This window comes from Streptomyces neyagawaensis, from assembly GCF_023516595.1.
GTDB classification, from domain to species: Bacteria; Actinomycetota; Actinomycetes; order Streptomycetales; family Streptomycetaceae; genus Streptomyces; species Streptomyces neyagawaensis.
The window spans coordinates 1-20,166 of sequence record NZ_JAMGBG010000184.1 but is presented as its reverse complement, the minus strand read 5'-3'; the positions used below and the strand labels follow the sequence as shown (position 1 = coordinate 20,166).

19 protein-coding genes and 1 pseudogene are annotated in these 20,166 nt (G+C 71.4%); 13 read left to right on the top strand and 7 right to left on the bottom strand.

Annotation, left to right across the window (positions count from 1 at the left end; all coding sequences use genetic code 11):
* Positions 1 to 10 precede the first annotated feature (10 nt).
* Entirely contained in the window at positions 11 to 406 is a 396-nt protein-coding gene (gene sodN, locus M8J73_RS42170; protein ID WP_020123534.1) for a superoxide dismutase, Ni, read from the top strand.
* 365 nt (positions 407 to 771) lie between these two features.
* On the opposite strand, the gene M8J73_RS42165 is transcribed toward sodN, so the two are convergent.
* A complete protein-coding gene (locus tag M8J73_RS42165; RefSeq protein WP_055539848.1) occupies positions 772 to 2,232 on the bottom strand; it encodes an FG-GAP repeat domain-containing protein in 1,461 nt (486 codons plus the stop codon).
* Positions 2,233 to 2,496: 264 nt separating this feature from the next.
* Complete coding sequence (locus M8J73_RS42160; RefSeq protein ID WP_249829829.1) at positions 2,497 to 3,849, bottom strand: glycoside hydrolase family protein; 1,353 nt, start codon at positions 3,847 to 3,849, stop codon at positions 2,497 to 2,499.
* Positions 3,850 to 4,037: 188 nt separating this feature from the next.
* On the opposite strand from M8J73_RS42160, the gene M8J73_RS42155 reads away from it, so the two are divergent.
* The 7 genes from M8J73_RS42155 (at position 4,038) to M8J73_RS42125 (ending at position 10,379) form a co-directional block, all read left to right on the top strand.
* Positions 4,038 to 5,057, top strand: a complete 1,020-nt coding sequence (locus M8J73_RS42155) for a LacI family DNA-binding transcriptional regulator (RefSeq protein ID WP_249829828.1) — start codon at positions 4,038 to 4,040, stop codon at positions 5,055 to 5,057.
* A gap of 169 nt (positions 5,058 to 5,226) precedes the next feature.
* Positions 5,227 to 6,582, top strand: a complete 1,356-nt coding sequence (locus tag M8J73_RS42150) for an ABC transporter substrate-binding protein (RefSeq protein ID WP_249829827.1) — start codon at positions 5,227 to 5,229, stop codon at positions 6,580 to 6,582.
* Between the two features lie 76 nt (positions 6,583 to 6,658).
* Complete coding sequence (locus M8J73_RS42145) at positions 6,659 to 7,654, top strand: carbohydrate ABC transporter permease (protein ID WP_099967429.1); 996 nt, start codon at positions 6,659 to 6,661, stop codon at positions 7,652 to 7,654.
* A 7-nt stretch (positions 7,655 to 7,661) separates the two neighbouring features.
* Positions 7,662 to 8,522 (top strand): carbohydrate ABC transporter permease, encoded by an 861-nt coding sequence (locus M8J73_RS42140; protein ID WP_055537089.1) that lies wholly within the window; start codon positions 7,662 to 7,664, stop codon positions 8,520 to 8,522.
* Between the two features lie 100 nt (positions 8,523 to 8,622).
* Complete coding sequence (locus tag M8J73_RS42135; RefSeq protein WP_055537090.1) at positions 8,623 to 9,048, top strand: helix-turn-helix transcriptional regulator; 426 nt, start codon at positions 8,623 to 8,625, stop codon at positions 9,046 to 9,048.
* Between the two features lie 9 nt (positions 9,049 to 9,057).
* The gene (locus tag M8J73_RS42130; protein ID WP_055537091.1) at positions 9,058 to 9,534 is read left to right on the top strand and encodes a VOC family protein; all 477 of its coding nucleotides are present in this window, start codon (positions 9,058 to 9,060) and stop codon (positions 9,532 to 9,534) included.
* Positions 9,535 to 9,614: 80 nt separating this feature from the next.
* Positions 9,615 to 10,379, top strand: a complete 765-nt coding sequence (locus M8J73_RS42125) for a VOC family protein (protein ID WP_249829826.1) — start codon at positions 9,615 to 9,617, stop codon at positions 10,377 to 10,379.
* Positions 10,380 to 10,472: 93 nt separating this feature from the next.
* Here the strand turns inward: M8J73_RS42125 and M8J73_RS42120 are convergent, their stop codons facing one another.
* The 4 genes from M8J73_RS42120 to M8J73_RS42105 form a co-directional block, all read right to left on the bottom strand.
* Positions 10,473 to 10,772 carry a hypothetical protein gene (locus M8J73_RS42120; protein WP_055538654.1) on the bottom strand — a complete coding sequence of 100 codons (300 nt, stop codon included), beginning with the start codon at positions 10,770 to 10,772 and terminating at the stop codon, positions 10,473 to 10,475.
* Between the two features lie 62 nt (positions 10,773 to 10,834).
* On the bottom strand, positions 10,835 to 11,419 hold the full coding sequence (locus M8J73_RS42115; protein WP_055538653.1) for a dihydrofolate reductase family protein: 585 nt from the start codon (positions 11,417 to 11,419) through the stop codon (positions 10,835 to 10,837).
* Positions 11,420 to 11,613: 194 nt separating this feature from the next.
* Positions 11,614 to 12,828, bottom strand: coding sequence for a family 2 encapsulin nanocompartment cargo protein polyprenyl transferase (locus M8J73_RS42110; protein WP_055538652.1), 1,215 nt, complete (start codon positions 12,826 to 12,828; stop codon positions 11,614 to 11,616).
* 46 nt (positions 12,829 to 12,874) lie between these two features.
* Positions 12,875 to 14,278 carry a family 2B encapsulin nanocompartment shell protein gene (locus M8J73_RS42105; RefSeq protein ID WP_055538651.1) on the bottom strand — a complete coding sequence of 468 codons (1,404 nt, stop codon included), beginning with the start codon at positions 14,276 to 14,278 and terminating at the stop codon, positions 12,875 to 12,877.
* Positions 14,279 to 14,561: 283 nt separating this feature from the next.
* Between M8J73_RS42105 and M8J73_RS42100 the strand changes: the two genes are divergently transcribed.
* Positions 14,562 to 15,152, top strand: coding sequence for an N-acetylmuramoyl-L-alanine amidase (locus M8J73_RS42100; RefSeq protein ID WP_169797838.1), 591 nt, complete (start codon positions 14,562 to 14,564; stop codon positions 15,150 to 15,152).
* A gap of 81 nt (positions 15,153 to 15,233) precedes the next feature.
* Positions 15,234 to 16,157, top strand: a complete 924-nt coding sequence (locus M8J73_RS42095) for a 1-aminocyclopropane-1-carboxylate deaminase/D-cysteine desulfhydrase (RefSeq protein WP_055538649.1) — start codon at positions 15,234 to 15,236, stop codon at positions 16,155 to 16,157.
* A 31-nt stretch (positions 16,158 to 16,188) separates the two neighbouring features.
* Here the strand turns inward: M8J73_RS42095 and M8J73_RS42090 are convergent, their stop codons facing one another.
* A complete protein-coding gene (locus M8J73_RS42090) occupies positions 16,189 to 17,784 on the bottom strand; it encodes a Na+/H+ antiporter (RefSeq protein ID WP_055538648.1) in 1,596 nt (531 codons plus the stop codon).
* 60 nt (positions 17,785 to 17,844) lie between these two features.
* On the opposite strand from M8J73_RS42090, the gene M8J73_RS42085 reads away from it, so the two are divergent.
* The 3 genes and pseudogenes from M8J73_RS42085 (at position 17,845) to M8J73_RS42075 (ending at position 20,002) form a co-directional block, all read left to right on the top strand.
* Complete coding sequence (locus M8J73_RS42085; protein ID WP_055538647.1) at positions 17,845 to 18,105, top strand: UBP-type zinc finger domain-containing protein; 261 nt, start codon at positions 17,845 to 17,847, stop codon at positions 18,103 to 18,105.
* A gap of 342 nt (positions 18,106 to 18,447) precedes the next feature.
* Positions 18,448 to 18,861: an ATP-binding protein gene (locus M8J73_RS42080; protein WP_033525425.1), complete on the top strand. Its 414-nt coding sequence runs from the start codon at positions 18,448 to 18,450 to the stop codon at positions 18,859 to 18,861.
* Between the two features lie 17 nt (positions 18,862 to 18,878).
* Positions 18,879 to 20,002, top strand: a pseudogene (locus tag M8J73_RS42075) (RNA polymerase sigma factor SigF).
* Positions 20,003 to 20,166: the final 164 nt, after the last annotated feature.

Sequence of the window (20,166 nt, the reverse complement as noted above, 5' to 3'; positions counted from 1 at the left end):
GGAATGCTCCATGCTTTCCCGCCTGTTTGCCCCCAAGGTCAAGGTCAGCGCGCACTGCGACCTGCCCTGCGGCGTGTACGACCCGGCCCAGGCCCGCATCGAGGCGGAGTCGGTGAAGGCCGTGCAGGAGAAGATGGCCGCCAACGACGACCCGCACTTCCAGGCTCGCGCGACCGTCATCAAGGAGCAGCGCGCCGAGCTCGCCAAGCACCACGTGTCGGTCCTGTGGAGCGACTACTTCAAGCCCCCGCACTTCGAGAAGTACCCGGAGCTGCACCAGCTGGTCAACGACGCCCTGAAGGCCCTCTCGGCCGCCAAGGCCTCGACCGACCCGGCGACGGGCCAGAAGGCGCTCGACTACATCGCCCAGATCGACAAGATCTTCTGGGAGACCAAGAAGGCCTGACCTCCGGCCAGGCTGTCAGGCTGTCCGACCTGCGGTTTCGCGGGTCCTATCGCTTACCCGTCCGCACCCGGTCCGCGGGACGCCGAGCACGGCGTCCATGGCGGTCCGGGTGCGGTCGTGTTCGCCGGGTCGCGGGCCGACTGCGGTCGGGTGCGGTGCCGTTCAGACCGTGCTCCGGGTGTCCGGCACCGTTCCCCGTGCCAGGGTTTCGCTCACCGTGACCGTGCCGGGCACGGCGATCCCCAGGCTCAACGGGTCGCCCAGCAGCGCCTCCTGGCTGCCGATCGGGGGGCTGCTCGCCGGGTCGACGAGCAGCGAGCCCCGGAAGACGGCCTTCCGGTGCCCGCTCTCCGCCTCGGTGGGTCTCAGAGGATGTCCTTGGCTGTGAAGTGCCGCTGGTAGGTCATTCCCTGGTCGGTGCCGCGCAGTACCCAGAACGCGTCCAGGTCGCGCTTCTTGGCGTCCAGGAAGCCGGGGGCGCCGACGACCACGTCCAGGTGGTGGTCGCCGTCGGTGTCGAGGAGCGGGCCGACGACGGTGATGCGGTTGCGGGTCGGGCCCCGGCCCTTTGCGGGGGTGTCGCTGCCGGGGATCCCGGGCGTTTCCAGGGTCACCGCCCGGACCGCGTCCGCGGTGGCCGCCCGGAGGTCGGGGACCAGCCACACGACGCCGTTGCTGTCGTTGGCGCCGGTCGCGGAGGTGACCAGATCGGCCCGGCCGTCACCGGTGACGTCGCCGAGTGCGGTGCCGCCCATGCCGCCGTACTGCGGGGCGTCCCTCAGGCCCGGCGGGGAGACCGTGCTCATGCCGCCCCGCGCGCCGGTCTCGGGTCCGGAGCGGGTGCTCAGCGTGTATCCGGCGCTCAGTTGCTTGCGGTACGCGAAGAAGCCCGCCGAGTACAGGTCGTCGGTGCCGTCGCCGTCCACGTCCCCCGCCTGCCCCTCCAGGCCGAGGTCGGGTCGCTCGCGGCGCTCGGCGAGCCTCAGCCCTCCCGGGCCGCCCCGCAGATACTGCAGACTGCTGACGCCCACCTCGCCGTCGCCTTCGTTGTCCGGATCGGTCCAGTGGAACCAGAGCACGAGATCGGTGGCCCGGTCGCCGTCGAAGTCGCCGGCCAGGGAGCGCGCCGGAATCGAGTCCGGTGGGCGGCCGTTGTGGAGCTTCTGGACGCGCGCGGGTGCGCCTCCACGCCGGACGGGTCCGAACCACACCGTGCCCTCGGGACCGTTGGCGCCGCCGGGGAGGAACAGGTCGGCGTGGCCGTCCCCGTCGAAGTCACCGGTGGCCGTGGGGCTCGTCGGCGCCCCGGTGAGCGGCCGCGGATCGGTCACGCCGCGCGGACCGCCCCACAGCACGGTGGGTACGCCGGTCCGTGGGGCGCGCACGAGATCGGTGTGGCCGTCGTGGTCCAGGTCGGTGCGCAGTAGCCGCGTCTCATCGGGCACGGTGCTCGATGGCGGCCCCGGGACCACGGTGCGTCGGCGCGGATCCAGTCCCTTCGCCGAGCCGTAGACCACGACCAGGCTGCCGCCGGTGATCACCGCGGCGAAGTCGTCGTAGCCGTCGCCGTTGAGGTCCTCCGGCCGGGGATGCGCCGAGGGTTTCCCGGCGGGCGGCCGTTCGGGCCCGACACCGGACGGGGACCGCCCGTCCGGACGGCTCTCGCCGGCATTCGGGCGCCGCTCCCCGCCGCCGCTGCCCGCGGCCGGGCGCTGGGCGGAGTCGCAGCCGGTCGCCAGCAGAACGGCCGCCAGTGCGGCAGCGGCCAGTCCCCGGATGCGCCTGGTCGACCGGGCGCATCGCATACCACCGGTCACGTCCGCCACCGGCCGCGCCCTCCGCGGTATCTGCGTCAGCGGCTCCACGGGACCTCGCACGTTCACCTCGACACCACCACCGGGACACAGACTGGACTGCCGACGGGTCGGAAAGGTTGCTGCGGAGGGGGCGACGGGGGGCGACTTGGTCGGCGCGCGCCGGCGCGGTCGAGGGTGCGCGCCGAGAGAGGGGCGGGGGTACACCCACCCCAGCCGGTGCCGCCCCCGGAACAACCACCCGCCCAGCCCGACTCAACCGACCGCCACCCCCACCTATGCGCCCCCCGGCCCCGGCCAGATCGCCGACGCGTCGTCGCGGGTCGGGTCCGGGAGGTGGACGGGGCGGGTCGGGATCGGGTGGGGGACGCCGTCGGTGGTCACCGTCCACGGCGCGGGGTGGCCCGAGTAGCACAGGGTCGTCAGGGCGAAGACGTCGTCGGCGTAGACCTCCACGTACTCACCGATCGTCAGGACCCGCAGACGGGCCGGGGCTTCGGACAGGACGGTCTCGTCCAGGGTGGAGCCGTCGGGGCCGGTCGCCCGGAGGTTCTTGCCGTCGCAGCCGATGGTGAGGGCCGGCCGGGCGGAGCCGGGGGCGTCCGTGCGCAGGGTGATCTCCACGGGGCGGCCGGACACGGCGACGTCGCCGACGGCGTGCAGGAGGGGGCCGTCCGTCTCCGCGCCCAGCCAGCGGTCCAGACCCGGCCACCACTCCAGGCGGGGAGCCGAGTCCTCCTGGACCACAAGGGACTTGGGCTGGGCCAGCATGCCCCGGCAGCGGTCGCCCGTGTCGGTGAGGCCGATCCGGCGGGGGGTGGTGTGCAGGACGACGCGGGAGCCGTCGGGGGCGGGGATGACACGGGGCGCGTAGGCACCCGTGGGGCCGAGGGGACCCCGGCGGGTCCAGGGGCCGCGGAGGGTGGGCGCCGTCCAGGAGTCGAAGCCCCGGGTCGCGCCGATGGAGCCGAGGAGCAGCCAGCCGCCGTCGTCGAGGCGCTCCAGGACCGGGCATTCGAGTTCGTCGACGTCGCCGGGCGAGATCAGCGGCGGGTGGACGGTCCAGTGCTCCAGATCGGGCGAGGTGGCGAGGGCCACGCAGCCGCTGACCTCGACCGGGAGCGAGGCGTCGCTCGCGCAGACCACCATCGCCCAGCCGTCGCCCTCGTCGTCCCGCACCACGAACGGGTCGCGCCAGCCCATGCGGTCGGCGGTGCGGTACCAGCGGGGGTCCGCCTCGACGACGGGCCCGGTGCCGTGGCGGCGCCAGCCGGTGCCGTCGGTGCGGTCGGAGTACGCGAGGCCGACCGACTGCAACGGCCAGCCCTCGGGGGTCAGTCCGCTCACGCCCGTGTAGAACATCGCCATCCCGGAGCCGTGCCGGAAGGGGTGCATCGTCCACACCGCCTGCTGGTCGAAGCGGCCCGGCAGCCCGTTGCCGAACGCGGTCCCGCTCGGCCGCCAGTCGACCAGGTCGGCCGAGGTGGCCCTGCCGTAGGAGGTCTCCATCCTCAGGTGGTCGAACTCGGTGGTCCACGGCCCCTGGAGGTGCAGCACCGCGTAGGTCCCGTCGTCGTCGCGGAGCAGGGCGAAGTCGTTCACGCAGAGGCCGGGCGGGGCGTATCGCATGCACAGTTCCTGTCGACTCGCAGCGCCCAAACGCGTGCGCTGACCATGGACCTTCTAGGTCTCGCTTGAGAATCGGCCCAAGTAAAACTGAACGCAAACGCTTGCGCAACAACCGGGTCGGGTTTACGGTCACGTCACCCACAGCTCACACCGCCGTGAAGATGTGCAACCGACGGGAGAAGTCCGCCGTGACCGTCAGCATCACCGATGTCGCCCGCGCCGCCGGGGTCTCGGCGTCCACCGTGTCCCGCGCGCTGCGCGGCCGGCCGGGCGTGTCGGACGAGGTCCGCGCGCAGATCGCGGCCGTCGCCGAGCAACTCGGCTACACGGCCTCCCGCTCGGCGTCCAGCCTGGCCAGCGGGCGCACCTTCACCATCGGGGTCGTCGCCCCCTACATAGGCCGGTGGTTCTTCGGCACGGTCCTCGACGCGGCGGAGCAGGTGTTCAGCGCCGCCGGGTACGACGTGCTGCTCTACAACCTGGGGTCGGCGGAGGCGCGCAAGCGTTTCTTCACGAAGATGCCGGTCCGCAAGCGCGTGGACGCGGTGCTGTCGCTGCTGATCCCGGACGAGGAGGAGTCGGCCGCGCTGCGTTCGCTCGGGGTGCCGCTGGCCTCCACGGTGGGCGGCGCGCGGCCCGGCTTCACGGTGGTCGGCATCGACGACCGGGCGGGCGCGGAGAGTGCCGTACGGCATCTGGTGAACCTCGGCCACCGTCGGATCGGCATGATCTCCGGGGCCAGCGGGCCCTTGCACTGGACCACTCCCGTCGACCGTCGGGCCGCCTATCTGCACGTCCTCGCCGAGGCCGGGATCGAGCCCGACCCGGCGCTGGAGGCGGACGGCGACTACACCGTGGAGGGCGGTGAGCGGGCGATGACCCGGTTGCTGGCCGCCAACCGGCCGCCGACCGCGGTGTTCGCGCAGTCCGACGAGATGGCGATGGGCGCGTTGCGCGCGCTGCGGCGCCATCGGCTGCGGGTGCCCGAGGACGTGTCCGTGGTCGGCTTCGACGACCACGAACTCGCCGACGTGGTCGGGCTGACGACCGTCGCCCAGCCGGTCGCCGGGCAGGGCGCGGAGGCCGCGCGGCTGCTGCTGCGGCAGCTCGACGAGCAGGAGGCCGTGCCGCGGGGCCGGGTGGAGATGCCCATCCGGCTCGTCCTCCGCGAGACCACGGCACCGCCGCGCCCGCGCGGCCCGCAGTGACCGCCGGATCCCCTGAGACCCCGGCCGACTCCGCCCGCTCCCTGAGGGCACCCGGTACTTCCGCCGCCCCGGCCCGGGGCGCCTCCCCGCATGCCCGCCCCGGGCCCACAGACTCACCCCCCGCACCCTCAACTCCCCCGCACCCTCGTCCCGCACGGAGGCACAGTCCATGAGTTCCATCAACCGCTCGACCAGCAGCAGGCTCCGCCGTACGGCCTCCACGGGCCTGGCGCTCGTGCTTCCCCTGGCGGCGCTGGCCGCGTGCGGCGGGGGCGGCGGGTCCGACGCCTCCGCCGAGGCCGGCAGCGGTGAGGGCACGATCAGCGTCTGGGCCCACCAGGGCCAGAAGAGCGAGGCGGGGGCGCTGCAGAACGCGGTGAAGTCCTTCAACTCCTCACAGGACAAGGTCAAGGTCGAGCTGAAGCTGATACCCGAGACCGACTACACCAAGACCATCACCGCGACCGACGCCTCCGAGCTGCCGGACGTCCTGGAGTTCGACGGTCCGACCATGGCGAACTTCGTCTACAACAAGAAGCTCGCCGCGATCGACGACTTCGTCTCCGCGAAGACCCTGTCCAACGCCACCGACGCCAGCAAGGCGCAGGGCGAGATAGCGGGCAAGCACTACGGGCTCGGCATGTTCGACTCGGGTCTCGGCATGTACGGCAGCAAGAAGCTGCTGGACGCGGCCGGGGTGAAGTACCCGAAGGGCGTCGACGACGCGTGGACGGCGGACGAGTTCGACGCCGCGCTGAAGGCGCTGAAGGCGAAGGATTCCGACGGCAAGGTCCTCGACATCCAGGAGGGCAACGGGCTCGCCAACGAGTGGGGCACCTACGGCTTCGCCCCGATCGTCTGGTCGGCCGGCGGCGCCCTCCTCAAGGACGGCAAGGCGGAGGGCGCCCTCGACTCCCCGGCCGCGGTGTCGGCCCTGAAGACCTTCCAGTCCTGGAAGGGCACCGTCGACCCCAACACCGACGGCAACGCCTTCGCCAAGGGCCGTGTCGCGCTCAGCTGGGTCGGCCACTGGATGTACCCCGCGTACAGCGAGGCCCTCGGCGACGACCTGGTCGTGCTGCCGCTGCCCGACTTCGGTGACGGCCCCAAGACCGGGCAGGGCTCGTGGTCCTGGGGCATCGGGGCCGACTCCAAGAACGCCAAGGCCGCCGGCGCGTTCATGGACTACCTCCTCGACGACGCCAACGTCACCGCGATGACCAAGGCCAACGGCGCGCCCCCGGCCACCAAGTCGGCGCTCGCCGCGAGCGAGCTGTACCAGCAGGGCGGTCCGCTCCAGCTCTTCGCCGACCAGCTCGCCAAGCCGTGCGGCGACAACGACATCAACAAGTCCTGCGTCGCCGTCACCCGCCCGGTGACCGCCGGATACCCGGTGGTGACGGAGAAGTTCAGCCAGGCCCTGAACGCGATCTACGGCGGCAGCGACCCGAAGGACGCCCTCGCCAAGGCCGCCCGCGCCATCGACCGGGACTTCTCGGACAACGCCGGTTACGAGATCCCGTAAGCACGCGCCCTGTCGGACCCATCGACCGGGGCGGGCGCGCCCTCGCGGCCGCCCGCCCCGCCGGGAAGAGGACCCCGTGAAAACCGTGGAACCCGCGCACACCGCGCCGTCCGGCCGGGACCGGGCGCCAGATCTGACCACCGCCCCCGCCCCACCGGCCCGCCCCGCCCGCCGCGGCCGGGAGTGGCTGCACGGACTGCTGATGTCCGCGCCCGCCGTCGCCGGCCTGATCGCCTTCGTCGGCGTGCCCTTCTGCTACGCCGTGGTGCTCTCCTTCTACAACGTGCGCCTCGGCTCCCCGCTGGAGCCCACCTTCTTCGGTGTGGAGCAGTACCGGCGGCTGTTCACCGACCCCGATCTGTCCGGCCCGTTCCTGCGGGCCCTGCTGAACAACCTGACCTTCGCCGTCGTCGTCGTACCGCTCCAGACGGGTCTGGCGCTCGGCCTCGCGATCCTGCTCAACCGGAAACTGAAGGCGATCGGTCTCTTCCGGTCCTTCTTCTTCATGCCGGTCGTCTTCCCGATGGCACTGGTCGCGGTGATCTGGCGGCTGATCCTCGCCCGCAGCGAGCAGGGCATGCTCAACTCCGCCCTGGACGCGGTGAGTTTCGGAAACTGGGGCGCGTTCGACTGGCTGGGCGACGGGCTCACCGCGATGGCCTCGGTCATCGTGCTGTCGGTGTGGCAGGGCGTCGGCTTCCAGATGGTGATCCTGCTCGCCGGGCTCCAGCAGATACCGGACGAGCGCTACGAGGCAGCCCAGCTCGACCGAGCCTCCCGCTGGCAGCAGTTCCGGCACGTCACCCTGCCCGGCATCCGGGGCACCCTGGTGTTCGTCGCGCTGCTCACGTCGGTGCTGTCGTTCCGGGTGTTCGACCAGGTGTACGTGCTGGTCAAGGGCGGCGGGCTCGACGAGGACGCGGCCCGCACGGTGATGTACCAGGCCGTGACCACCGCCTTCGACCAGAACAACATCGGCCAGGCGTCCGCGATCACCGTCGTGTTCTTCCTGATCGTCGTCGTCCTGACCCTGATCCAGCGCCGTATCGTCCGGCCCGACAACGAGGACTGACTCAGCCATGAGTACGAGCACCGCCACCGGTCTCTCCCGCGGGCCCCTGCGCCGTTTCCTCGACTACGCCGTCCTCTCGGTCCTGGCGTTCGTCTTCGCGCTGCCCGTCCTGTACCTCCTCCTCGGCAGCCTCAAGCCGTCCGACGAGGTGCTGAACGGCCTGTCCGGCTTCCTCCCCACCCATCTGTCCTTCGACAACTACGCCGCCGTCCTGGACAACCTCAACTCCGACAGCACCGGCTACTTCTGGCAGTTCATGGGCGTCTCGCTGCTGCTGGCCTTCGTGGTCGTCACGGGCGGCCTGTTCGTCAACTCGATGGCGGCGTACGGGCTCTCACGCCTCAAGTGGCGGGGCAGGGAAGCCGTGTTCACCCTGGTCCTGCTGCTGATGCTGGTGCCGTTCGAGTCGGTGGCCGTGCCGCTGTTCTACCTGTTCAACGACCAGCGGAACACGCTCTTCATCCAGGCGCTGCCATTCCTCGCCAACGCCTTCTCGGTCTACCAGTTCCACACGTTCTTCCGCACGATCCCGCCGAGCATCGAGGAGGCGGCCCGGCTCGACGGGGCCGGTCCCTGGCGCACGTTCTTCGCGATCGTCGTCCCGATGTCGAAGCCGGCCTTCGCCTCGGTCGCGATCCTGACGTTCCTCACCCAGTGGGGTTCGTTCCTGTGGCCGGTGCTGATGGTCTCCGACCCGTCGGTACGACCGCTGCCGCTGGAGATGAGCGTCTTCCAGGGCCAGCAGCCGCCCGACTGGGGCCAGATCCTCGCCTTCGGCGTCCTCCTCGTCCTGCCCGTCCTGATCGTCTTCGCCTTCTTCCAGCGCTGGTTCGTCCAGGGCGTGGCCAGCTCCGCCGTGAAGGGGTGAGCACGGCCGCGGTGATCGTGGACCGTGGATCCACCCGGGTCGGCCGGCGGACATGTCGCGTGACCGCCCGCTTGTCAGAGGGGGGTGTCATCCTGGGGACATGAACCGGGATGATCTGGTGCGGCTGCGGCGGGCGCGGGACCGCATGGACCGCGAGTACGCGGAACCGCTGGACATCGACGCCCTCGCGCGCACCGCGCTGATGTCCCCCGGCCACTTCCAGCGCAGCTTCCGCGCGGCCTACGGGGAGACGCCGTACGCGTATCTGATGACCCGCCGCATCGAGCGCGCGAAGGCGTTGCTGCGGCGCGGGGACCTCACGGTGACCGAGGTGTGCCTGGCCGTGGGCTGTACGTCGCTCGGCTCGTTCAGCTCCCGCTTCACGGAGCTGGTGGGCGAGACCCCGAGCGCCTACCGGGCCCGTCCGCACGAGTCGGGGGCCGCGATCCCGGCATGTGTGGCGAAGCGGCTGACACGGCCCGCCCGGCATCGCATACGCACGGCGGAACCGGACGAGGCGCCCTAGCGTGGGCACATGGATACGAACAGGGCCCACGGCCCGGTCATCAAGCTCTCCCAGTGTTTCCTCGCGGTCGACGACCACGACAAGGCGCTCGCCTTCTACCGTGACGTCCTCGGTATGGAGGTCCGTGGCGACGTCGGCTTCGAGGGCATGCGCTGGGTGACCGTCGGCTCCCCGCTCCAGCCCGATGTCGAGATCGTCCTGGAGCCTCCGGGCGCCGACCCCGACATCTCCCCCGCCGACCGCGAGGCCATCGCCCAGCTCCTCGCCAAGGGCGTCCTGCGTGGCGTCAACTTCACCACCGACGACTGCGACGCGCTCTACTCCCGCGTCGAGGCCTCCGGCGCGGATGTCCTCCAGGAGCCCATGGACCAGCCCTACGGCGTACGGGACTGCGCGTTCCGCGACCCGGCGGGCAACATGCTGCGCTTCATGGAGCCGCGGAAGTCGGGAGAAGCGGGCAAGACCTCGAAGTACGGGGCTCAGTGACCGGAGGGGCATGGGGGGCAGGAGTGGCATGGGTGACCGGAGGCGCATGGGGGCAGGACAGGTATGAGTGAAGGAGGGGCATGGGTGGTGTGACGGGGGGCGTGACGGGTGGGGCGATCCGGTGGGCGTACGCCTTCATCGACCGGCCGGAGCCCGGGTTCGAGCAGGCGTGCGCGTTCTGGACGGCGGTGACGGCGACGGAGCTGTCCGCGCCACGGGGTGAGCGGGGCGAATTCGTGACGCTGCTCCCCGAGCGGGGCGACGCGTGTGTGAAGGCCCAGGCGGTGGACGTGGGCGGCGGTGGCGCCCACCTCGACTTCTCCGTGGAGGACGTGCCCGCGTTCGTCGACCGTGCCGTCGGCCTCGGTGCCGAGGTCGTCGCCCCGCACACCGGCTGGGCGGTGCTCCGGTCCCCCGCCGGACAGCCCTTCTGCGCGGTGCCGTGGCACGGGGAGAGGGTCCGGCCTCCGGTGGTCGACGGGAGCCGTCTGGACCAGGTGTGCCTGGACATCGCACCGGACGCGTTCGACGCGGAGGTCATGTTCTGGGCCGCCCTGACGGGCTGGGAGTCGTACGCCGGCTCGCTCCCGGAGTTCCACGTCCTGCGCCCGCCCGCGGGTCTCCCCCTGCGCATCCTGATGCAGCGCCTGGACACCCCTGCCCCGGCGTCGGCCCACCTCGACCTGGCCTGCGCCGACCGGCGCACCACCCGCGCCCGCCACGAGCATCTGGGCGCCACGTTCGTGGCCGACCACCCCCACTGGACGGTGATGCGGGACCCGGCGGGCGGCACGTACTGCCTCACCGCCCGCGACCCGGAATCCGGGGGCCTGCCGGCTACGTGAGCGTCCGGGCGTATGTCGACCCTGGGTGGCGAGGCCCGGGCAGCGGGTGTCTGTCCCAGGGACCCCGCATCAGAGGTCCTCGCGGAGCTTCCCTCACCCGTCGGTGGTGTCCTCGGCCTGCTCCGTGGCCTCCTGGTCGGCGGTCTTCGCCGTGCGCATGCCCTGCGTACCGGCCGGGCCGTGCGCACCATGGGCCCTCCGGCCCACGGCCCGCGTCCGCTCCACGGCGGCTCCCTCGGCCTCGGCGGCCTTGTCGACATACGCGTCACACTTCGGGTTCCTGCACGGACCCGGACCCCATACGGGAACGAACGCGCCGAGCGTCTTGTGCCGCCGCACGATCGTGGCCACAGGCTGTCCGCAGGCCGGGCAGACTTGCTCGTCGGTGCCCATGCCCTCAGCGTAGGGCCGACGGCCTCCGGGCGCTCCCCGCCGTACGCCCCCGATCCACGGGGTCACCGCTTCCTGGTGTACGTCCGCACCACGGCCCCGTTGTCGAAGGCACGCACCTCACCCAGGGTGAACTCGGTGATGTCGAAGCCGGAGCCGAACATCGGCATCCCCGTCCCCAGCACGATGGGGTACGTCTTGATGATCAGCTCGTCGATCTCGTCGAGCAGTTCCCCCGCGATGACGGAGCCGCCGCACAGGTAGATGCCGAGGGGGCCGTCCTCCGCCTTCAGCTCCCGGACCCTGCCGACCGGGTCCGACGAGATGATCTCGACGTTCGGGTGGGGCGACTCCGTCAGCGTGCGCGAGACGACGTACTCCCGCAGATGCTCGAACGGGCTGGTGATGCCCTCCTTCAGCGCCACGTCGTAGCTGCCGCGCCCCTGGACGATCGTGTCGTACGCCTGGTTCGGGACGTCGTCCGTGCCGATGAGCCGGCGCACACGGGTGGGGTTGATGTCGGGGTGTTCCGCCCTGAGGTACTCGGCGAACTCCCCCACCACGTAGGGGTACATGAAGGACGCGTCGCCGTCCGGGCCCCCGATGAACCCGTCGATCGAACAAGCGATGACATACGTGAGCTTGCGCAAACCCGCCTCTTTCTCTGATTCGTCTCAGATCTCTTCGCGTTGACCACTCCGTTTATAGTACTTCAGTTGTAGTGATTGCAAGACATGGGCGGGCCCCGCACACCGTGGGGATGTGCGGGACCCGCGTCCGACCGGAGGCACCGACACCGTGCGGGGTCAGGTCGGCGCGGTGCCAGTGCCTCCGGGGCCTCTTCTCAACTGCTGCGACGCGTCACGAACTCGGCCAGCGCGAGCAGACCTCCCGCCGCCTCCGGGTCCGGGACCGCCCGGGACAGCTCGTGCATGGCCCGGGCCATACGGTCGGCCGCCTGGACCTGCGCCCAGTCGCGCCCGCCGGCCCGCTCGACCACGAGCGCCGTCCGCTCCAGCTCGCCCTCCTCGTACGGCTCCCCGTACAGCGCGGCGAGTTCGTCCGCCTCCGGGGTGCCCGAGGCAAGCGCGGCGACCACCGGCAGGGACTTCTTGCGGGCGATGAGATCCGCCCCGGCGGGCTTGCCGGTACGGCTCGGGTCGCCCCAGATCCCGATCACGTCGTCGATGAGCTGGAAGGCGAGCCCGGCCTCCCGCCCGAACGCGTCGAGGGCCTCGACCTCCTCCTCACCGGCCCCCGCGTACAGCGCCCCGAGCGCACAGGCGCAGCCGAGCAGCGCGCCCGTCTTAGCCTCCGCCATGGCGAGCACCTCGGGGAGGGTGACGTCCTCCGGCCGCCGCTCCTCCATCGCCGTGTCCGTGTGCTGGCCCGCGCACAGCTCGACAACACAGGAGGCGAGCCGCGCGGACGCCGCGGCCGACGCCGGATGCGGGTCCTCCGCGAGCAGCCGCAGCGCCAGGGCCTGCAACGCGTCCCCGGCGAGGATCGCGTCGGGGACCCCGAACACGGTCCACGCGGTGGGCCGGTGCCTGCGTGTGGCGTCCCGGTCCATCACGTCGTCGTGCAGCAGCGTGAAGTTGTGCACCAGCTCCACCGCGGCGGCGGCCCGGACGGCGGCCGACTCGCGCCCGCCGAGCGCCTCGACCGCCGCCAGCACCAGCGCGGGCCGGATCGCCTTGCCCGCGTTGCCCGCCGCCGGGGCGCCGTCCGCCCGCTCCCAGCCGAAGTGGTAGCGCGCGACCCGGCGCATCGAACTGGGCAACGACTGCACGGCCCGGCGCAGTTCGGGGTCGACCGACAGCCGTGTCCGCTCCAGGATCTCGACCGCCTCCGGCCCGTCCGGCGGACTGGACGCACCCTGTCGCGCCGACCCGCTCCCGTGGCCGGCGGAAGTCGCCGCTCCCGTGGGATCAGGGGCTCCCGTCGGGTCCGGAGGGATCGTGATGTGGCTCCGCCCTTCGAGGATCTCGAGGTCCAGAGCGCCGCCCTCCAAGGTCTCGACCGGGCTCTGCTGCGTCTCCGTCATGCACTCACCCATGGGATCGCCTCGGAGGAGGCCGCGGACGGCGGCGGTTCGGGTGAGGTCACCGCCACCGGCCGATCTCGACGTTCTCCAGAACGCCGAGCGCGTCGGGGACGAGGACCGCGGCCGAGTAGTAGGCCGTCACGAGGTACTTGATGATCGCCTGTTCGTTGATGCCCATGAAGCGCACCGACAGGCTGGGCTCGATCTCGTCGGGGATGCTCGCGGCACGCAGGCCGATGACGCCCTGGTCCTCCTCCCCGGTACGCATGGCGATGATCGAGGTGGTCCTGGCCTCGGTCACCGGGATCTTGTTGCACGGGTAGATCGGCACGCCGCGCCAGGTGGGGATGCGGTTGCCGGCGATGTCGAGGGTCTCCGGGACGAGTCCGCGCTTGTTGAGCTCGCGGCCGAACGCGGAGATCGCGCGCGGGTGGGCGAGCAGCAGCTTGGTGCCCCGGCGGCGGCTGAGCAGCTCGTCCAGGTCGTCCGGGCTGGGCACGCCGTCGTGCGGCTGGAGCCGCTGGTCGTACTCGCAGTTGTGGAGGAGGCCGAAGTCCCGGTTGTTGATGAGCTCGTGCTCCTGACGCTCCTTCAACGCCTCCACGGTGAGCCGGACCTGCTGCTCGGTCTGGTTCATCGGCTGGTTGTAGAGGTCCGCCACGCGCGTGTGGATGCGCAGGACGGTCTGGGCGACGCTCAGTTCGTACTCGCGGGGCGCGGCCTCGTAGTCGACGAACGTGTGCGGGATGTCCGGCTCACCGCTGTGGCCGGCGGCGAGGTCGATCTCCTTCTCGCCGTACTTGTTGGTGCGCTGCTCCGGGATGGACCGCAGCTGCTGCAGGTGCTCGCCCAGGCTCTCGGCGCGCTCCGCGACCTGGTCGACGGCCTGGCGCGGCAGGACGAGCACCGTGCACGCGGTGACCGCGCGGGCCGTGTACTCCCAGATCGCGTCGGCGTCGAGCAGCGCCTGCTCGCCGAAGTACGCCCCGTCGGCCAGCACTCCGAGCACGGCGTCGTCGCCGTAGGGGCCCGTGCCGATCTTCTCGACCTTGCCGTGCGCGAGGAGGAAGACCTCCTCCGCCTGGCTGCCGAACTCGGCGAGCACCGCGCCCGCCGCGAACTCCCGCTGCTCGCACCGCTGGGCCAGCTCGCCCAGCACGTCCACGTCCTCGTAGGTGCGCAGGGCCGGCAGTTCGCCGAGTTCCGCGGGGATGACGGCGACCTGGTCGCCCGTCTTCACAAAAGTGATGCGACCGTCCCCGACCGCGTAGGTGAGCCGCCGGTTCACCCGGTACGTGCCACCCTGCACGTTCACCCATGGCAACATGCGCAGCAGCCAGCGCGAGCTGATCTCCTGCATCTGGGGCGCGGACTTCGTGGTGGTGGCCAGGTTCCGGGCAGCGGCCGTGCCGAGACTCTGCTGCGGCCGTTCCTGCGTACGGACCTCTTCGCCTACCGACATACGGTTTTCCCCTCCGGGTGTGCACTGATATCGCGGTCACCGATCTCGCCACCAGCCTGGCATCACGGAGCGTGCCGGTGCTATTACCCGAACGAGCGGGAATGGATCTTAGGAAGACTGGGCATATCGAGGGAATTTGTCCACCATCCCCATGCCTCCTCGGAGATGACCGGATCGGCTCGCACGCAACCCCGACACCCGACCCCCGCGCGCAGAGCTGGGTACAAGCCTGCGTACGAGGCGGCCGGACCAGCGGCCGTCGCACCGTACGAAGGAGTCGGTCATGGCCCCACCCATGTCCGCGGCCAGATTTCTCAGCATCCTCAAGAACGAGGGCGTCACGGTCGTCGAGGTCGGCGACTGGGAGCATCACAACCGCAACCACAAGGGGCCGTGGGGCCCCGTCCACGGCGTGATGATCCACCACACGGTCACCTCCGGCAGTGAACGCACCGTCCGCATCTGCCGCGACGGCTACTCGGGGCTGCCGGGCCCGCTGTGCCACGGGGTGATCACCAAGGACGGCCGTGTCCATCTCGTCGGCTACGGCCGCGCCAACCACGCAGGCAGCGGTGACGACGACGTCCTGCGGGCCGTGATCGCCGAGACGGCGCTCCCCCCGGACAACGAGGCGAACACCGACGGGAACCGCCACTTCTACGGCTTCGAGTGCGAGAACCTCGGCGACGGCCTCGACCCGTGGCCCGAGCCCCAACTCGAAGCGATCGAGCGGGTCTCCGCCGCCGTCTGCCGCCACCACGGCTGGACGGAACGTTCCGTCATCGGCCACCTCGAATGGCAGCCCGGCAAGGTCGACCCCCGCGGCTTCACCATGACCTCCATGAGGAGCCGTATCCGCGACCGCCTCCGGTAGCCCCTCACCACGCGCGCGTGTCGCCCCGCACGACGGGCGCGCACGGGCGTCGGGGCTGGGCGGGCGGCCGTTCCCGGACAGATGTCCGACAATGGCCGCGTGAGCAGCCCCGACCCCATCACCGCCCTGCGCCCCCGGCTGCCGTCCCCTCTCCAGGAGATCGAGGACGACCGCTTCGCCCGGCACGGCGTCCGGCTGCTCCTGAAGCGTGACGACCTGATCCACCCGCAGCTCATCGGCAACAAGTGGCGCAAGCTCGTGCCCAATCTGAGCGCGGCGGCGGGGCGTCCGCTCCTCACGTTCGGGGGCGCGTACTCGAACCACCTCCGGGCCACCGCCGCCGCCGGCCGCCTCCTCGGCCTGTCCACCGTCGGCGTGGTCCGCGGCCAGGAGCTGGCGGACCGCCCCCTCAACCCCTCCCTGGCCCGCTGCGCGGCGGACGGCATGCGCCTGCATTTCATCGACAGATCGATGTATCGCCACAAGACCGACCCGGCCACCCTGGCCGCCGTCCTCCGCGCCGCCGACGCCGAGGGCGCCTACGTCGTCCCCGAGGGCGGCAGCAACGCCCTCGCCGTGCGGGGCTGCCGGGAACTCGGCGCGGAACTGCGCCACCGCGCCGACGTCGTGGCCGTCGCCTGCGGCACCGGCGGCACCCTCGCCGGGCTGGCCGCCGGACTGACCCCCGACCAGCGCGCCCTCGGGATACCCGTCCTCAGGGGCGGTTTCCTGGCGGAGGAGATACGCCGGCTGCAGGAGAGCGCCTTCGGCGACCGCCGCGGCCACTGGGACCTCGACGACCGCTTCCACTTCGGCGGCTACGCCCGCACCACGCCCGGCCTGGACGCCTTCGCCCACGACTTCGAGGCCCGCCACGGACTGCCCGTGGAGCGTCTGTATGTCGCCAAGTTGCTCTACGGACTTGTCTCCCTGACAGAGGAAGGCGCCTTCCCGCGCGGGACGACGCTCGCCGCGGTGGTCACGGGAAGCCCGCTCCCCGCATAGCCCTCGAAGCCCCCTGGCCCGCCGCCCGGCACTAGGAAACCTCCCGGTAGACCGCGGCCTCCTCCAGGTCCAGTCTGCGCAGCAGTGTCCGCAGCATCTCGTCGTCGATGTAGCGGCCGTCCCGCAGCTTGACGAACACCTCGCGCTCGGCGCCGATCATCTCGCGGGAGAGCCGGCTGTAGGTGTCGTCGATGGTCTCCCCGGTCACCGGGTTGACGGCACCGAGCCGCTCCCACACGGCGTTGCGTCGCCGCTCCAGGACCGTGCGCAGCCGGTCGACCAGCGGCGGCGGCAGGGTGTTGCGCTCGTCCTCCAGGAGTTCGTCGAGCCGCGCCTCGGCGATCCGGGACGCCTGGGCCTGGGCGTTGGCCTCGGCGAGGGTCTCGGCCTGCGCGTCGCGCCCCGGCAGCCGCAGGGCCCGGATCAGCGGCGGCAGCGTCAACCCCTGGAGGACGAGCGTCCCGATCACCGTGGTGAAGGTCAGGAACAGGATCAGGTTCCGCTGCGGGAAAGGGTCCCCGCCGTGCACGGTGAGCGGGATGGAGAACGCGATCGCGAGCGAGACGACGCCCCGCATTCCGGCCCACGCGATGATGAAGGACCCCTTCCAGGTCGGGTTCTCCTCGCGTTGACGGATCCGCGCGGACAGCATCCGGGGCAGGAAGGTCGCCGGGTACACCCAGACGAACCGGGTCACGACCACGATCAGGAAGATGGCCACGGCGTACCAGGTGGCGCGCAGCCCCTCGTTCTCGCCGAGCCCTTCCAGCACGACCGGCAGCTGTAGTCCGATGAGCGCGAAGACCGCCGATTCGAGCAGGAAGGCGACCATCTTCCACACGGCCTCCTCCTGGAGGCGGGTGGCGAAGTCGACCTGCCAGTTGCGGTAGCCGAGGTAGAGGCCGACCACGACCACGGCGAGCACTCCGGAGGCGTGCACCCACTCGGCCAGCCCGTACGCGACGAAGGGGATCAGCAGGGAGAGCGTGTTCTGGAGCAGCGCCTCCCTCAGGTGGGTGCGCAGCCAGTGGATCGGCATCATCAGCAGCAGGCCCACCACGATGCCGCCGACCGCCGCCACCAGGAACTCGACGATCCCCCCGACCCAGCTCGCACCCTCCCCGATCGTGGCGGCGAGGGCCACCCGGTACGCGGTGATCGCGGTGGCGTCGTTCACCAGGGACTCGCCCTGGAGGATCGTGGTGATCCGCGACGGCAGGCCCACCCGCCGGGCGACCGCCGTCGCCGCGACCGCGTCCGGGGGCGCCACCACCGCGCCGAGCACCAGGGCGGCCGGCAGCGGCAGCCCCGGCACGATCAGATAGGCGGCCCAGCCGACAACGAGGGTCGCGAACAGGACATAACCGACCGACAGCAGCGCCACCGGCCGCAGTTGGGCCCGCAGATCGAGATACGAGCTCTCGGTGGCGGCCGTGTACAGCAGCGGGGGCAGTACCAGGGGCAGGACGATCTCGGGGTCGAGCTCGTAGTTCGGCACGCCGGGCACGTACGACACCGCGAGACCGGCGGCGACCAGCAGCAACGGGGCCGGCACCGGCGTGCGCCGGGCGGCACCGGCGACCGTCGCGCTACCGGCGACCAGCAACAGCAGGGGCAGGAAGTGCATCGCTTTGCGCCGCCTTCGTTTCCGCGCGAGCTTCCGCGCACCCGTCGTAACCTGGCCATCATGAAACAGTGCACGCACGCGGACGCACTGCCGCACCCCGAGCCGACCCCGCTGACCGAGACCTGTCCCGAGTGCGAGGCCGCCGGGACGCACCCGGTGCAGCTGCGGAAGTGCCTGGAGTGCGGGCATGTGGGGTGCTGCGACTCCTCGCCGATGCGACACGCGACCGCGCACCACAAGGAGACCGGCCACCCCGTGATGCGCACCCACGAGCCGGGCGAGACCTGGCGCTGGTGCTTCGTCGACCACGTGCTCGTATGAGGGAGGGAAAACGAACAAGCCCCCGGTGAACACGCCGGTGACGTCGCACGACGGAACCAAGTCACCCCGTGACACGTCGACGTACTCGTGTGACACGGTTCGGCGGCCGGACGCCTGGGTACGTCAAAGCGGCGCGCGCTCTTCCTATTTGAGGCCCGCAGACCCCTAGCCACCGAGCGTGTTCGTATGCTTACTATGAGTGACAGCGTGGGGCTGGGTCGCCGGGACCCCAAGGACACGGCGCTCGGGAGCGCGATAGCGTCACCGCTGAACCACATAGCGCGTTACCCCGGGGGGCGACCCTCGGCCCCTGAAAAAGCTTGTACCACCTTGGAGGTGAGGGTGTCCCAGATCGCAGGCGAGCCCGGGACCCAGGACTTCGTGGAAGTCCGGCTGCCGGCCGCGGGTGCCTACCTGTCGGTGCTGCGTACGGCGACGGCCGGCCTCGCGGCCCGTTTGGACTTCACCCTCGACGAGATCGAGGATTTGCGCATCGCGGTCGACGAGGCCTGCGCGATCCTGCTCCAGCAGGCCGTGCCCGGCTCGGTGCTCAGCTGTGTCTTCCGCCTCGTCGACGATTCCCTGGAGGTCACGGTCTCGGCCCCGACCACGGACGGTCACGCGCCCTCGCGCGACACCTTCGCCTGGACCGTGCTGTCGGCCCTGGCGGGCAAGGTCTCCTCCGCGGTCGCCGACGACAAAACCGTTTCGATCAGCCTCTACAAACAGCGCGGCGCGGGACCCGGGCCGGCGTGAGGAACGGGGACGGGCCGGTGCGGGACGAAGAACGCGGCACACGGGAACTTCCCGCGAAGGAGGTCGGCCCCGGCGGGCCGGCACACCTGACGGACGGCGTCGACGGCATTCCCGAGCAGGCCCGGCCGCACCCGGAGGACGACTCCTCGACGGCGGCCGGACCCTCGCGGTGGACGGAGCCGGCCGACGCAGAGGACGAGGCGTCCTCCGACGGGGGACGGGAGCCGGAGGATGCCGCACGGAGCACCACGTCCTCACGAGGGCGGACTGGGGCCTCCCCCGCTCGAGCACAGTCGAGGGCTGGGGGAACGGTGACGGCGGGCGGGACTATGAGCGAGCACGAGCGACACGACGAGCTGGACGCGCGGATCGTGCGCAGCACGATCCGCAGGACCGCAGCGGGGCACGCGCCCTGTTCGTCCAGCTGCGCTCCCTGCGGGAGGGCAGTGCGGAATACGCGGAGCTGCGCAATCAGCTGGTCCGGATGCATCTGCCGCTCGTGGAGCACCTCGCGCGCCGCTTCCGCAACCGCGGTGAGCCGCTGGACGACCTGACGCAGGTCGCGACCATCGGCCTGATCAAGTCGGTCGACCGGTTCGACCCGGACCGCGGGGTGGAGTTCTCCACGTACGCGACCCCGACGGTCGTCGGCGAGATCAAGCGGCACTTCCGCGACAAGGGCTGGGCGGTGCGGGTGCCGCGCCGTCTGCAGGAGCTGCGCCTGGCGCTGACCACGGCCACGGCGGAGCTGTCCCAGCAGCACGGCCGCTCCCCGACGGTGCACGAGCTGGCCGAGAAGCTGGCCATCTCGGAGGAGGAGGTCCTGGAGGGCCTGGAGTCCGCCAACGCGTACTCCACGCTGTCGCTGGACGTCCCCGACACCGACGACGAGTCGCCGGCCGTCGCCGACACCCTGGGCGCCGAGGACGAGGCGCTGGAGGGCGTCGAGTACCGGGAGTCCCTGAAGCCGCTGCTGGAGGACCTCCCGCCGCGCGAGAAGCGGATCCTGCTGCTGAGGTTCTTCGGCAACATGACCCAGTCGCAGATCGCCCAGGAGGTCGGCATCTCGCAGATGCACGTCTCGCGTCTGCTGGCCCGGACCCTGGCCCAGCTGCGGGAGAAGCTGCTCGTGGAGGAGTGACCCCGCTTCCCGTGGGGCCGCAGGTGGCTCGCCCGACTCGGCGGGCGGTGGGACGTGGCGGACGCCCCCCTAGAAGGTCGATGAAGATCTTGGTGAGGGGCTGTCCGGCCGTCAGGCCGGACAGCCCCTGTGGTCATGTACCGGCCGGTGCGATGTGCCAGGTG

Bases quoted from the DNA above. Each gene is read 5' to 3' on its own strand.
- sodN (WP_020123534.1), top strand. From the start codon at position 11: ATGCTTTCCCGCCTGTTTGCCCCCAAGGTCAAGGTCAGCGCGCACTGC.
- M8J73_RS42160 (WP_249829829.1), bottom strand. From the start codon at position 3,849: ATGCGATACGCCCCGCCCGGCCTCTGCGTGAACGACTTCGCCCTGCTC.
- M8J73_RS42150 (WP_249829827.1), top strand. From the start codon at position 5,227: ATGAGTTCCATCAACCGCTCGACCAGCAGCAGGCTCCGCCGTACGGCC.
- M8J73_RS42140 (WP_055537089.1), top strand. From the start codon at position 7,662: ATGAGTACGAGCACCGCCACCGGTCTCTCCCGCGGGCCCCTGCGCCGT.
- M8J73_RS42135 (WP_055537090.1), top strand. From the start codon at position 8,623: ATGAACCGGGATGATCTGGTGCGGCTGCGGCGGGCGCGGGACCGCATG.
- M8J73_RS42130 (WP_055537091.1), top strand. From the start codon at position 9,058: ATGGATACGAACAGGGCCCACGGCCCGGTCATCAAGCTCTCCCAGTGT.
- M8J73_RS42125 (WP_249829826.1), top strand. From the start codon at position 9,615: ATGGGTGGTGTGACGGGGGGCGTGACGGGTGGGGCGATCCGGTGGGCG.
- M8J73_RS42120 (WP_055538654.1), bottom strand. From the start codon at position 10,772: ATGGGCACCGACGAGCAAGTCTGCCCGGCCTGCGGACAGCCTGTGGCC.
- M8J73_RS42110 (WP_055538652.1), bottom strand. From the start codon at position 12,828: ATGGGTGAGTGCATGACGGAGACGCAGCAGAGCCCGGTCGAGACCTTG.
- M8J73_RS42105 (WP_055538651.1), bottom strand. From the start codon at position 14,278: ATGTCGGTAGGCGAAGAGGTCCGTACGCAGGAACGGCCGCAGCAGAGT.
- M8J73_RS42100 (WP_169797838.1), top strand. From the start codon at position 14,562: ATGGCCCCACCCATGTCCGCGGCCAGATTTCTCAGCATCCTCAAGAAC.
- M8J73_RS42095 (WP_055538649.1), top strand. From the start codon at position 15,234: ATGTCCGACAATGGCCGCGTGAGCAGCCCCGACCCCATCACCGCCCTG.
- M8J73_RS42090 (WP_055538648.1), bottom strand. From the start codon at position 17,784: ATGCACTTCCTGCCCCTGCTGTTGCTGGTCGCCGGTAGCGCGACGGTC.
- M8J73_RS42085 (WP_055538647.1), top strand. From the start codon at position 17,845: ATGAAACAGTGCACGCACGCGGACGCACTGCCGCACCCCGAGCCGACC.